This is a genomic window from Comamonas endophytica (assembly GCF_023634805.2).
GTDB lineage: Bacteria > Pseudomonadota > Gammaproteobacteria > Burkholderiales > Burkholderiaceae_C > Comamonas > Comamonas endophytica.
In genome coordinates, this window is record NZ_CP106881.1 from 1900919 (window position 1) to 1913373 (window position 12455).

9 protein-coding genes are annotated in these 12455 nt (G+C 65.7%); 5 read left to right on the plus strand and 4 right to left on the minus strand.

What is annotated here, in order from left to right:
• Positions 1-227: 227 nt before the first annotated feature.
• The 3 genes from gyrB to dnaA all read right to left on the minus strand — a co-directional run bounded on the left by gyrB (position 228) and on the right by dnaA (position 5607).
• Positions 228-2837 carry a DNA topoisomerase (ATP-hydrolyzing) subunit B gene (gene gyrB / locus M9799_RS08515; RefSeq protein ID WP_231042870.1) on the minus strand — a complete coding sequence of 870 codons (2610 nt, stop codon included), beginning with the start codon at positions 2835-2837 and terminating at the stop codon, positions 228-230.
• Positions 2838-2956: 119 nt separating this feature from the next.
• Positions 2957-4075 (minus strand): DNA polymerase III subunit beta, encoded by a 1119-nt coding sequence (dnaN, locus tag M9799_RS08520; protein WP_231042869.1) that lies wholly within the window; start codon positions 4073-4075, stop codon positions 2957-2959.
• A gap of 128 nt (positions 4076-4203) precedes the next feature.
• A complete protein-coding gene (dnaA, locus tag M9799_RS08525) occupies positions 4204-5607 on the minus strand; it encodes a chromosomal replication initiator protein DnaA (RefSeq protein WP_231042868.1) in 1404 nt (467 codons plus the stop codon).
• Positions 5608-5902: 295 nt separating this feature from the next.
• Between dnaA and rpmH the strand changes: the two genes are divergently transcribed.
• From rpmH to mnmE, 5 genes are all read left to right on the plus strand, one after another.
• Positions 5903-6037: a 50S ribosomal protein L34 gene (gene rpmH, locus M9799_RS08530; protein ID WP_012207856.1), complete on the plus strand. Its 135-nt coding sequence runs from the start codon at positions 5903-5905 to the stop codon at positions 6035-6037.
• 61 nt (positions 6038-6098) lie between these two features.
• On the plus strand, positions 6099-6620 hold the full coding sequence (locus M9799_RS08535) for a ribonuclease P protein component (RefSeq protein ID WP_231042867.1): 522 nt from the start codon (positions 6099-6101) through the stop codon (positions 6618-6620).
• Positions 6617-6904 carry a membrane protein insertion efficiency factor YidD gene (gene yidD / locus M9799_RS08540; protein ID WP_231042866.1) on the plus strand — a complete coding sequence of 96 codons (288 nt, stop codon included), beginning with the start codon at positions 6617-6619 and terminating at the stop codon, positions 6902-6904. Before M9799_RS08535 ends, yidD begins: the two co-directional genes overlap by 4 nt.
• Positions 6901-8580: a membrane protein insertase YidC gene (yidC, locus tag M9799_RS08545; RefSeq protein WP_231042865.1), complete on the plus strand. Its 1680-nt coding sequence runs from the start codon at positions 6901-6903 to the stop codon at positions 8578-8580. Before yidD ends, yidC begins: the two co-directional genes overlap by 4 nt.
• A 422-nt stretch (positions 8581-9002) precedes the next feature.
• Positions 9003-10406, plus strand: a complete 1404-nt coding sequence (mnmE, locus tag M9799_RS08550) for a tRNA uridine-5-carboxymethylaminomethyl(34) synthesis GTPase MnmE (RefSeq protein WP_231042864.1) — start codon at positions 9003-9005, stop codon at positions 10404-10406.
• A gap of 48 nt (positions 10407-10454) precedes the next feature.
• On the opposite strand, the gene M9799_RS08555 is transcribed toward mnmE, so the two are convergent.
• Positions 10455-12455 (minus strand): alpha/beta fold hydrolase, encoded by a 2001-nt coding sequence (locus M9799_RS08555; protein ID WP_231042863.1) that lies wholly within the window; start codon positions 12453-12455, stop codon positions 10455-10457.

Here is a 12455-nt window from a genome sequence, read left to right on the forward strand (position 1 = left end):
GTCGCCGACAAGGGCTGCGTAAATCCTTGAATGCCGATTCTTGGAGATTACAGCCAGAGACCATCAAGTTCAGCTGTTGATCGCCGCCGACATTCGATGTTGAAGCTCATACGTCAGCTCTCAGCCTGAAGCAGTCACTCGAAAATTTTCCTTCACACTTTCTAAATAAAAAAGCCCGGCACGCCGGGCTTTTTCTCATTTATGAGAATTTTTGAAAACCTGTATTTTCAAACGTCAATATTCCCCGCCCTCAACGCATTAGCCTCAATAAAGTTGCGTCGCGGCTCGACCTCATCCCCCATCAACATGGTAAACACCCGATCCGCCTCAATAGCATCACTAATGCCAACCTGCAGCAGACTACGAACATTAGGATCCATAGTAGTCTCCCAAAGCTGCGCCGGGTTCATCTCACCAAGACCTTTATAGCGTTGGCGGCTGGTAGTCCGCTCCGCCTCAGACAGCAACCACTGCATGGCTTGGCGGAAGTCCCCAACGCGCTCCGAGCGAGCCTTGTCGCCTTCTCCACGAATCGCCTTGGCACCTTCCGAGAGCAGTCCATTGAAATGCTGCGCCTCAGCCGACAACGCCGCATAGTCAGAACTCCGCACAAAGTCCTGCGTCAAGATAGAGCTCTTAATATTCCCATGATGATGCCGGCTGATCCGCAGCACCGGATTCTCAGACTGCGGGTCGATCTCGCCGGTGACTTCAGCAGGGACGCCAGTCACGGTCAGCTCGCGCAGCTTGGCCTCCAAAACCGGCGCGCAGGCCTGCGCTTCCTCCAGCGTATCAAGCTTGATCTGCACCCCATCGGCAATCGCCCGCAGAGCTTCGGCGTCCATGAAAGCCGACAGCCGCTCGATGACCGATTCCGCCGCCAGGTGCATATAGGCCAGCTTGCCCAGCTCCTCGCCCTCCAGCGTGCGCGGCTGGGCACCGCCGGTGGTGACGCTGGCGTGGTTCAAGGCGATGCGCAGCAGGTAGCTGTTGAGGGCCGGGCCGTCCTTTAGGTAGAGCTCTTCCTTGCCGCTCTTGACCTTGTACAGCGGCGGCTGGGCGATGTAGATGTGGCCGCGCTCGACGAGCTCGGGCATCTGGCGGTAGAAGAAGGTCAGCAGCAGGGTGCGGATGTGCGCGCCGTCCACGTCCGCGTCGGTCATGATGATGATGCGGTGGTAGCGCAGCTTGGCGGGGTCGAAATCGTCGCTGCTGCTCTTGCCTGACTCGGCGCTGGCCTTGCCGATGCCGGTGCCAAGCGCCGTGATCAGCGTGATGATTTCCTGGCTGGCGAGCAGCTTCTCGTAGCGCGCCTTCTCGACGTTCAGGATCTTGCCGCGCAGGGGCAGGATGGCCTGGAACTTGCGGTCGCGGCCCTGCTTGGCGGAGCCGCCGGCGGAGTCGCCCTCGACGATGTAGATTTCGCTGAGCGCGGGGTCCTTTTCCTGGCAGTCGGCGAGCTTGCCGGGCAGGCCCATGCCGTCGAGCACGCCCTTGCGGCGCGTCATTTCACGCGCCTTGCGCGCGGCCTCGCGGGCGCGGGCGGCCTCGATGATCTTGCCGCACAGCAGCTTGGCGTCGTTCGGGCGCTCTTCCAGGAACTCGGCCAGGGTCTTGGCGACGATGTCCTCGACCGGCGCGCGCACTTCGCTCGACACCAGCTTGTCCTTGGTCTGGCTCGAGAACTTGGGCTCGGGCACCTTGACGCTGAGCACGCAGCACAGCCCCTCGCGCATGTCGTCGCCCGTGACCTCGACCTTGGCCTTCTTGGCCAACTCGTTCTGCTCGATGTACTTGCCGATGACGCGCGTCATCGCGGCGCGCAGGCCCGTGAGGTGGGTGCCGCCGTCGCGCTGCGGGATGTTGTTGGTGAAGCACAGCACCTGCTCGCTGTAGCCGTCGTTCCACTGCATCGCCACCTCGACACCGATCTCGGTGCCGGGAATGCCGCCATAGGACTCGGCCGGGCGCGAGCCCGTGGCGTAGAAGGCCGTGGGGTGCAGCACCTTCTTGTTGGCGTTGATGAAGTTCACGAAGCCGCGCACGCCGCCGGCGCCGGAGAAGTCGTCTTCCTTGCCCGAGCGTTCGTCCTTGAGGCGGATGCGCACGCCGTTGTTCAGGAAGGACAGCTCGCGCAGGCGCTTGGCCAGGATCTCGTAGTGGAACTCGTTGTTCTGCGTGAAGATCTCGGTGTCGGGCAGGAAGTGGACCTTGGTGCCGCGCTTGTCGCTCGGGCCGATGATGCGCATCGGCGAGATCTCGACGCCGTCGACCTCTTCGATCAGGCGGTTCTGCACGAAGCCGCGCGCGAAGTCGATCTCGTGCGCCTTGCCCTCGCGGCGCACCGTGAGCTTGAGCCAGGACGACAGCGCGTTCACGCAGGACACGCCCACGCCGTGCAGGCCGCCCGACACCTTGTAGCTGTTCTGGTTGAACTTGCCGCCGGCGTGCAGCTCGGTCAGCGCGATTTCGGCGGCCGAGCGCTTGGGCTCGTGCTTGTCGTTCATCTTCACGCCGGTGGGAATGCCGCGGCCGTTGTCGATGACGGACAGGGAGTTGTCCGCGTGGATGGTGACGAGGATGTCGTCGCAGTGGCCGGCCAGCGCTTCGTCGATGGAGTTGTCGACGACCTCGAAGACCAGGTGGTGCAGGCCGGTGCCGTCGGACGTGTCGCCGATGTACATGCCGGGGCGCTTGCGCACCGCCTCGAGGCCTTCGAGGATCTGGATCGCGCCTTCGCCATAGCCTTCGCTGGCGCCGGCCTGCTGGGCGTCGATCTTGTGGGTCGGCTCGATCGAGTCGCCTTGGGGTTCGGGCAGCGTAGTGTCAGCGGTCATTGGGAGAAGCCTTGCGGTCCGGAGGAAACGGGGTTTCCAAAATATTCAATGGGGTAGTAAGGCGGCACCGGCCGGGGAGGGCAGGTGCCGCGTGGTTTCACGATGCGCGGGCCCGGGCCTCAGATGCGCATCGGCATGACGACGTACTTGAACTGCTCGTTGTCGGGAATGGTCAGCAGCGCCGAGCTGTTGCCATCGGCCAGGTCGATCTTCACCATGTCCTGCGCCATGTTGGTGAGGGCATCGATCAGGTAGGTGACGTTGAAGCCGATCTCGATCGTGGCGCCGCCGTAGTCGATGTCGAGTTCGTCCACGGCCTCTTCCTGCTCGGCGTTGTTCGACGCCACGCGCAGCGTGCCGGGCTCGAGCGTGAGGCGCACGCCCTTGAACTTGTCGCTGGTCATGATGGCCGTGCGCTGCAGGCTCGCGAGCAGCGGCGCGCGGCCCAGGGTCACGCTGTTGCTGTGGTTCTTGGGGATGACGCGGTTGTAGTCGGGGAACTTGCCCTCGACCAGCTTGGTCACGAACTCCATGCCGCCGAAGGTGAACTTCGCCTGGTTGTTGGCGAACTGCATCTCGATGTGCGGCTGGTTGTCGCCGCCGACGTCGGACAGCAGGCGCTGCAGCTCGAGCACGGTCTTGCGCGGCAGGATCACTTCCTGCTTGGGCACCTCGACGTCGAGCGTGGCGCTGGAGAAGGCCAGGCGGTGGCCGTCGGTGGCCACCAGGCTCAGCGTCTTGCCCTCGGCGACGAACAGGATGCCATTGAGGTAGTAGCGGATGTCCTGCACGGCCATCGCGAACGAGACCTGGCCCAGCAGGTCCTTGAGCACCTTCTGCGGCACGCTGAACGAGGGGCCGAAGGCCGCGGCTTCCTGCACCAGCGGGAAGTCCTCGGCCGGCAGGGTCTGCAGCGTGAAGCGGCTCTTGCCGCCCTTGAGCACGATCTTGTTCTGGCTGGTTTCCAGCGCCACGGTCTGGTCGCCGGGCATGGTCTTCAGGATGTCGATCAGCTTGCGCGCGCCCACGGTGGTGGTGAAGTCGCCGGTGTCGCCGCCGAGCTCGACGGTGGTGCGGATCTGGATTTCCAGGTCGCTGGTGGTGAGTTGCAGGGCGTTGCCTGTCTTGCGGATCAGCACATTGGCCAGGATGGGCAGCGTGTGGCGGCGCTCGACGATGCCGGACACCGACTGCAGGACTGCGAGAACCTTGTCTTGTGTTGCCTTCAGGACGATCATGTCAACCTCTAGTGTTTTGGGGTACGTTGCGCGCTATAAGGGGGAGCGGAGCCCTCGCGCCACCCCATCCAGCATTCTGCCCGTTCGCGGGGCTTTTTTGGAGGTTGGCAAGCGAGGGTCGAAGCACCTCAGCCCTTGAGCGTCTGCTCGAGCACGTGCAGTTGTTGGTTGAGTTCGGTGAGCTGCTGGCGTTCGCCGGCGATCTTGCGCACCGCATGCAGCACCGTGGTGTGGTCGCGGCCGCCGAACAGCTCGCCGATCTCGGGCAGGCTCTTCTGCGTCAGCTCCTTGGCCAGGTACATGGCAATCTGGCGCGGCCGCGCGATGCTGGCCGGGCGCTTCTTGCTGTACATGTCGGCGACCTTGATCTTGTAGTAGTCGGCCACCGTCTTCTGGATATTTTCCACGGAAATCTGCCGGTTCTGGATCGACAGCAGGTCGCGCAGCGCCTCGCGTGCCAGCTGGATCGAGACTTCCTTCTGGTTGAAGCGCGAATAGGCCAGGATCTTGCGCAGCGCGCCTTCGAGCTCGCGCACGTTGGAGCGCACATTCTTCGCCACGAAGAACGCCACTTCCTCGGGCATGTCGGCGTTCTCGGCGCGCGCCTTGTTGATCAGGATCGCGACGCGCATCTCGAGCTCAGGCGGCTCGATGGCCACCGTCAGGCCCGAATCGAAGCGCGACACCAGGCGCTCGTGGATGTTGGCCAGGCCCTTGGGGTAGGTGTCGCTGGTCATGACGATGTGGCTCTTCTTGGCCAGCAGCGCCTCGAAGGCGTTGAAGAACTCCTCCTGGGTGCGGTCCTTGTTGGCGAAGAACTGCACGTCGTCGATCAACAACAGGTCGAGCGAGTGGTAGCGCTCCTTGAACTCGTCGAAGGTGCGGCGCTGGTAGGCCTTGACCACATCCGACACGAACTGCTCGGCGTGGATGTAGAGAACTTTGCTGTCGGGCTTGTCCGCCAGCAGCTGGTTGCCCACGGCGTGCATCAGGTGGGTCTTGCCCAGGCCCACGCCGCCGTAGATGAACAGCGGGTTGTACAGATGGCCGGGTGAGCCCGCGACATGCATGGCCGCCGAGCGCGCCATGCGGTTGGCCGTGCCCTCGACCAGGGTGTCGAAGGTCAGGGCGGCGTTCAGGCGCGTGCGGAAACCCGGCGCGGCGGGTTCTTCCGGCGCGGCGCTGGTGGTGATCTGCTGCGTTTCCTGCACGCCGGGACGGTCGGCGGAAGGCGGGCGCACGTAAGTGCGCGTCACCGATTCCCGGTGAGCGAGCGCCAACTCCAGGGTGACGGGCTGGCCATAGAGGGCCTCGAGCATGGCCGAGATGCGCCCGGCATACTGCGCGCGGATCCAGTCGAGCTTGAAGCGGTTGGCCACGTGGACCGTGACCTTTGAAAAGTCCTCAGCCACCGTGGCCGTGAGCGGCTTGATCCAGGTGTTGAACTGCTGTTCGGGCAGATCCTGCCCCAGCTGCTCCACGCAGACCTGCCACAGGCCTTGGCCGGCGTCGTTGTTAGGTTCCTCGGTCATCTTCGGTGTCTTGTTGTGGATAGAGGAACAGTTGCGGGGCACCGATTGTAGCTTTTACAGGACTTATCCACAAAATATCAGGTGGTTGTCCTCAACCCGTGCCCCGGAAAGTTGCCGGCCTGCGCCGTGAAGGGGCATTGCAACATGGAACGAATGTGGAGATAATCGCGGGTTTCCCTGAATGTGTTCAGGGTGATATGGCCCGGCCGGCTGTTTTTTGCAGCCAGCGGGTGTTGCCGGAAGGCGGCGTTTTGCCGGCCCGGTGCAAATCTGAACCTCCTCAAGGAACAACATCATGAAACGTACTTACCAGCCCTCCAAGACACGCCGCGCCCGTACCCACGGCTTCCTCGTCCGCATGAAGACCAAGGGCGGCCGTGCTGTCATCAACGCACGTCGCGCCAAGGGCCGCAAGCGCCTGGCCGTCTAAGGCCATTCTTGGCGCCTGCCCATCGGTTCACCCCTTGGGCTCCTCCTCGGAGGTGCCACGTATGCAACGGCTGAAAACGCGTCCGCAGTTCCAGGCTGCGATGGCGGGAGGCATCGTCTCCCGTACCCCGCACTTTGCCTTGCATCGGCTGGTACTCGGCGGGGATGTGCCTGCAACGCCTCCCTCAGGGCCCGGCGGCTTGCCTTCAGCGCAAGCCCCGCAGGCCCTGTTTGCCATGGCGCCCGGCCCCTGGCTCGGCGCCATGGCGCCCAAGCGCTGGGCCAAGCGCTCCGTCACGCGCCATGCGATCAACCGCCAGGTCTATGTGCTGGGCGACGAATACGCGCCGCAGCTGGCCTGCGCCGCCTACGTGGTGCGCCTGCGCGCCACCTTCGACCGCAAGCAGTTCATCAGCGCGACGTCCGAGGTGCTGAAGCAGGCGGTGCGCGCCGAGCTGCACCAGCTTTTCGCCTACGCCGTGCGCCGCCAGAACGCGCCGGCGTCTCCGGCACCCAAGGCCAAGGCTGTGCCGGCGCAGGCCGCCGCCCCCGCAGAAGCCGTTCCAGCGAGGGCTGCCCCATGATGCGTGCCCTGCTCATGGCACTGGTGCGGGGCTACCGCCTGACCTTGAGCCCCTGGCTTGGCTCGGCCTGCCGTTTCGAGCCCACCTGCTCCGTGTATGCGCTGGGCGCCCTCGAGCGGCATGGCGCGGCCGCGGGCAGCTATTTGACCCTGCGCCGGCTGGCGCGCTGCCATCCGTGGTGTGATGGCGGTCATGATCCGGTCCCCACGCAGGCGCCCCGGCTGTTTGCCTGCTGCCAGCCTTCTTCTTCGACCACCCAACCTTCCTCAAAGAAGTCTTCATGAACGACATTCGCCGCACCATCCTGTGGGTGATATTTGGCTTTTCCATGGTCTTGCTATGGGACAAGTGGCAAGTTCACAACGGCAAACAGGCCACCTTCTTCCCCGCGCCCGTGACCACTCCGGTCGCCGCGCCCGCGACGCCCGTGACATCGGGTGCCTCCACGGTGCCGTCGTCGGCGCCCGCGTCCGTCAACCCCAACCAGGTTCCCGGCGCCGCGGCCCCGGCCATCGCGCGCCAGAACGTGCAGGTCGCCACCGATGTGCTGGCACTGACCTTCGACACGCAGGGCGGCACGCTCAAGCACGCCGAGATGCGCCAGTACGCGGACATGGCCGACAAGACCAAGTCCTTCGTGCTGTTCGATGAAAGCGCGCAGCGCATGTACAAGGCCGAGTCCGGCCTGATCGGCGGCAGCTTCCCCAACCACACGACGCCCATGCAGCTCATGCCGGGCGCGACGACCCTGCAGGACGGCCAGGACACGCTGCAGATCCGCTTCGAGTCGGCCGAGCTCGGCGGCGTGAAGCTGGCCAAGACCTATACGCTGCGCCGCGGCGCCTACGACATCGCCGTCAAGCATGAAGTGGTCAACGCCGGCACTTCCGCGATCAACCCGCAGCTGTACGTGCAGCTGGCGCGCGACGGCAATGCGCCCCCGGGCGAGTCGAGCATGTACTCGACCTTCACCGGCCCCGCGGTCTACACCGAGGCCAAGAAGTACCAGAAGGTCGCCTTCAAGGACATCGAAAACGGCAAGGCCGAATTCGAGAAGGCCTCGGCCAACGGCTACGTGGCCATGGTGCAGCATTACTTCGCCAGCGCCTGGCTGCTGGCCGACGGCATGCAGCGCGACATCTTCGCGCGCAAGGTCAGCGACAACTTCTATGCGGTGGGCATGATCACGCCCCTGGGCACGGTCGAACCCGGCCAGAGCAAGAGCGTGGACGCCAGGCTGTTTGCCGGCCCGCAGCTCGAGAAGACGCTCGAAGCCCTGGCCCCCGGCCTGGAACTGGTCAAGGACTATGGCTGGCTGACCATCATGGCCAAGCCGCTGTACTGGCTGCTCGACAAGATCCACAGCCTGCTGGGCAACTGGGGCTGGTCGATCGTCGGCCTGGTGCTGGTGCTGAAGATCCTGTTCTACTGGTTGAACGCCAAGGCCTACGCCAGCATGGCCAAGATGAAGGCCATCAACCCGAAGATCATGGAGATGCGCGAGCGCCTCAAGGACAAGCCGCAGCAGATGCAGCAGGAGATGATGCGCATCTACCGCGAGGAGAAGGTCAACCCGATGGGCGGTTGCCTGCCGATCATCATCCAGATCCCGGTGTTCATCGCGCTGTACTGGGTGCTGCTGTCGAGCGTCGAGATGCGCAACGCGCCCTGGATCGGCTGGATCAAGGACCTGTCCTCGCCCGACCCGTTCTTCATCCTGCCCGTCCTGATGACGCTGAGCTCGCTGCTGCAGACCGCCCTCAACCCCGCGCCGCCGGACCCGATGCAGGCCAAGATGATGTGGATCATGCCGCTGATGTTCAGCGTGATGTTCTTCTTCTTCCCCGCCGGCCTGGTGCTGTACTGGCTGACGAACAACCTGCTGTCGATCGCCCAGCAATGGCTGATCAACACCCGCATGGGCGTGCCGCCGCAGTTCAATCTGCCGAAGTTCAAGTAATTGACCTGACGGGCTCACGCTCCTGAACGCCACGGCCGCTTTTGCGGCCGTGGTGGTTTGTGGAGTGTGAAACGGACGGGCAGACGTCGGGCTATCATGCCGCGATGCCTGTTTTGAACCGTTCGTGGTGAGCTTGTCCTAAAAACCGTTCGTGGTGAGCCATGTCGAACCATGGACGGCCTGTCCTCGAAACTTGAGCGCAGGCCCTTCATCCTTCGACAGGCTCAGGACGAACGGAAGCCGCTCGTGGTGATCCTGAGCTTGTCGAAGGATCGAACCATGGACGGCCTGTCCTCTAAACTGGATTGCAGGCCCTTCATCCTTCGACAAGCTCAGGACGAACGGATAAAAACCGTTCGTGGTGAGCCTGCCTCGGCGGCCCCGTCGAACCATGAACGTCTGTCCTCAAAATTCAAAGTCACATGCTCCCCCGCCACGACCACCCCATCGCCGCCATTGCCACAGCCCCCGGTCGCGGAGCCGTGGGCATCGTGCGGGTCTCCGGCAAGGGCCTGGCGCCCCTCGTGCAGCGCCTGTGCGGGCGCGCGCTCAAGCCCCGCGAGGCGACCTATCTGCCGATGCGCGATGCCCAGGGCCAGCCCATCGACCACGGCCTGGCGCTGTTCTTCCCCGGCCCGCACAGCTACACCGGCGAGGACGTGCTCGAGTTGCAGGCCCATGGCGGCACGGTGGTGCTGCAGCTGCTGCTGGCGCGCTGCCTCGAAGCCGCGGCCGAGCTGGAATCCACGGGCCAACCCTGCCTGCCGGGCCTGCGCCTGGCGCAGCCGGGCGAGTTCACCGAGCGCGCCTTTCTCAACGACAAGATCGACCTGGCCCAGGCCGAGGCCATTGCCGACCTGATCGACGCCAGCACCGAGGCCGCGGCGCGCAGCGCCAGCCGCTCGCTGTCGGGCGCGTTCTCGCAGGAGATCCACACGCTGCGCGACGCACTGGTACGCCTGCGCATGCTGGTCGAGGCGACGCTGGACTTCCCCGAGGAAGACATCGACTTCCTGCAGCAGGCCGACGCGCGCGGCCAGCTCGAGCGGCTGCAGCAGTCGCTTGACGGCGTGCTGGCGCGCGCGCACCAGGGCGCGCTGCTGCGCGAGGGCATCAAGGTGGTGATCGCCGGCCAGCCCAACGCCGGAAAAAGCTCGCTGCTCAACGCGCTGGCGGGCGCGGAACTCGCCATCGTCACCGAGATCGCGGGCACGACGCGCGACAAGGTGCAGCAGACCATCCAGATCGAGGGTGTGCCGCTGCACGTGATCGACACCGCCGGGCTGCGCGAGAGCGAGGACACGGTCGAGCGCATCGGCATCTCGCGTGCCTGGGACGAGATCGCCGCGGCCGACGCGGTGCTGTTCCTGCACGACCTCACGCGCCAGGGCCTGGACGACTACCGCGCGGCCGACGACGCGATCCGCGCCACGCTCACCGAGCGCCTGCCGCCGCAGGTGCCGGTGATCGATGTCTGGAACAAGACCGATTCGGCCGGTGCCGATCTGCAGGCCGAGGGGCTGCGCCTGTCGGCGCGCACCGGCGACGGCCTCGACGCGCTGCGCCGGCGCCTGCTCGAGGTCGCGGGCTGGCAATCCGCGCCCGAGGGCCTGTACCTGGCGCGCGCGCGCCATGTCGAGGCGCTGCAGGCCGTGGGCACCCACCTGGACCAGGCCGCCGCGCAGCTGCGCGCCGCCGGCCCGCATCTCGATCTGCTGGCCGAGGAGCTGCGTCTGGGGCAGAACGCGCTCAATGCCATCACCGGGGAGTTCACTTCGGATGATCTGCTGGGGGTGATCTTCTCGAGTTTCTGCATCGGGAAGTGAAGTTGCCTGGGGAGTCCGCCCATGGACCCCGAGCCCAGGACAAAAGCATCACCCCCCGCTTGCCCCAACCCTCGGGCAGGGCAGCGGATCGAACGATGCCGGCCTCCGTGCGCAATTCCCTCCGGACCGCCGCAGCTGCTCGTGCAGGATGCGCCGGATCTCGATGATCGCCTGCGGATGCTCCTGCACGCTGTGGCCGGCTTCGACCACCAGCTCCGACGCGGCGCCGGGCAGGTGCGCGCTGGCGTACGGGACCCAGCCGTCGCTGGAATCGGCCAGCGGCCGGGCGGGTGCGGTGTCGCCGATGATCGAGTGGTAGCGCAGCTGCGGCGCCAGCGGCAGGTTCGAGGTCAGGCGCACGAAAGGGTCCTCGTCGCTGAGGTTGTCGATGCTGTTGGGAATGCGCAGCAGGCCCTGGCGGCCCGGCCGGGGCTGGAGCCGGGCCAGCGCGCGCCGCACGTCGTCGACCTGCTCGAGCATGGGGGAGGGCGGCGTGATCAGCTGGGCCACCCAGCGCGCCACCCGGTTGTTGGCATAGGAGGTGCCGCGGTGCGGCGAGGCGATGAAGATGGCATCGGTGATCTGCGGCAGCGGCTCGAAATCGAGCAGCGGCGCCATGCGCTGCTGCAGCTCCACCCGCTGCCCGGGCTCGAGCTGGTAATCCTCGAGCAACCGGTCCCAGGCCTGGCTGCCGCTGGAGGACACCAGCAGCCGCGCCAGCACGCCGCCCATGCTGTGGCCCACCACGGTCATCCGCTGCGACGCCGGAGCCTGGCGCTGCGGGTCGAAATGCGCGATGGTGGCCTGCAGCGCGTCGCGGATCGCGCGGTTGTTGAGCGCCAACGGCGCACTGGTCGGATAGTAGACCTGCCAGATCTGGTAGTTCCTGCGCAGCGTCTCGTCGCCCAGCACCTCGTTGGCGACATTGATCCAGGCCTCGGGGCTGCTCGCCAGGCCGTGCAGCATCAGCACCACGCGCCGGTCTGGGTCGTAGGGCTGCATCAGGTAGATGCGCGGGCGCTGCAGCCCGTGGCCCAGGCCCAGCAGCGAGCGCACGGCATGCACGGAAAAGCCCGAGCGCGCGAGCCACAGCCCGTAGCCCGAGGTGAAGTTGCCGGCCAGCGGCACCTGCTCGCCCGCGAGCTCCACCCGGCTGAAGCGGTAGGGGTCGTACATCTGCACGTGGATGGCGCGCGTCTGCAGCACCTCGGCCAGCGACTTTCCCTCGAAGCGCAGCAGCGCGGTGAGCGCCGGGAAGGGCGCTTCGCGGAATGGCTGGCCCGCTCCCTCGGCCCGGGGCGTGCCGCCGGGCCTGCTGTCCTGCAGCTTGTCATCGATGGGGAAGACCGCGACCAGCTCGCCGCCGAAACCCTCGCGGCGGTAGAGGTTGCGCAGGCCCGAGAAGCTCAGCGACGCGGCGGTGATGAGCTCGCGCGGCATCTGCTGCGTGCGCGGGCGCACGATACCGTCCAGGCTCAGATGCAGGTTCCAGCCGTGCCAGGGCAGCACCGAGGATTCCAGCGCCGCGAGATGCTGCTCAGGGCTGTGGCGGAACAGTCCGGTGATGGCCTGCTCCACCGCGTGGTTGTAATAGTCGCGCACCTGGGTCTGGCGGTCCTCGAAGACGCGCTCGCCGGGCTTGCGCGAAGAGAAGAACAGGTAGGCATAGGCATGGCGCGCGGTTTCAAGCCAGGCCTCGATCTCGTCGCTGCCATGGCTGCCGGGCGCGCTGCGCTGGGACTGCAGCGCGGCCTGCGTCCACAGCTCGGCCAGCGACGACAGGCGCTGCTCGTCGGTCAGCCCGGGTGTGTCGGCAATGGTGGCGCGGCATTGGGCAGGCAGCTGCGCGCAGTGCTCGCCTTGCAGGCCGATGACGCGCAGCGCCTCCTGGGTGGCGGCGCTGAGCCGGCCGGCGGTGAGGATGTCGGAGCGGCGCTGCGACAGGTATTCCGATGGCTGGATGGAACTGACCCGGACACCCGCGCAACCCGCCAGCAGCGCGGCGGTACACAGGGTGAACAGGGCGGCTAGGCGGGTCAATGAAGCCAT

What these genes read in the sequence shown, in the direction of transcription:
- gyrB (WP_231042870.1), bottom strand. Translation starts at nt 2,837, where the DNA reads ATGACCGCTGACACTACGCTGCCCGAACCCCAAGGCGACTCGATCGAG.
- dnaN (WP_231042869.1), bottom strand. Translation starts at nt 4,075, where the DNA reads ATGATCGTCCTGAAGGCAACACAAGACAAGGTTCTCGCAGTCCTGCAG.
- dnaA (WP_231042868.1), bottom strand. Translation starts at nt 5,607, where the DNA reads ATGACCGAGGAACCTAACAACGACGCCGGCCAAGGCCTGTGGCAGGTC.
- rpmH (WP_012207856.1), top strand. Translation starts at nt 5,903, where the DNA reads ATGAAACGTACTTACCAGCCCTCCAAGACACGCCGCGCCCGTACCCAC.
- M9799_RS08535 (WP_231042867.1), top strand. Translation starts at nt 6,099, where the DNA reads ATGCAACGGCTGAAAACGCGTCCGCAGTTCCAGGCTGCGATGGCGGGA.
- yidD (WP_231042866.1), top strand. Translation starts at nt 6,617, where the DNA reads ATGATGCGTGCCCTGCTCATGGCACTGGTGCGGGGCTACCGCCTGACC.
- yidC (WP_231042865.1), top strand. Translation starts at nt 6,901, where the DNA reads ATGAACGACATTCGCCGCACCATCCTGTGGGTGATATTTGGCTTTTCC.
- mnmE (WP_231042864.1), top strand. Translation starts at nt 9,003, where the DNA reads ATGCTCCCCCGCCACGACCACCCCATCGCCGCCATTGCCACAGCCCCC.
- M9799_RS08555 (WP_231042863.1), bottom strand. Translation starts at nt 12,455, where the DNA reads ATGGCTTCATTGACCCGCCTAGCCGCCCTGTTCACCCTGTGTACCGCC.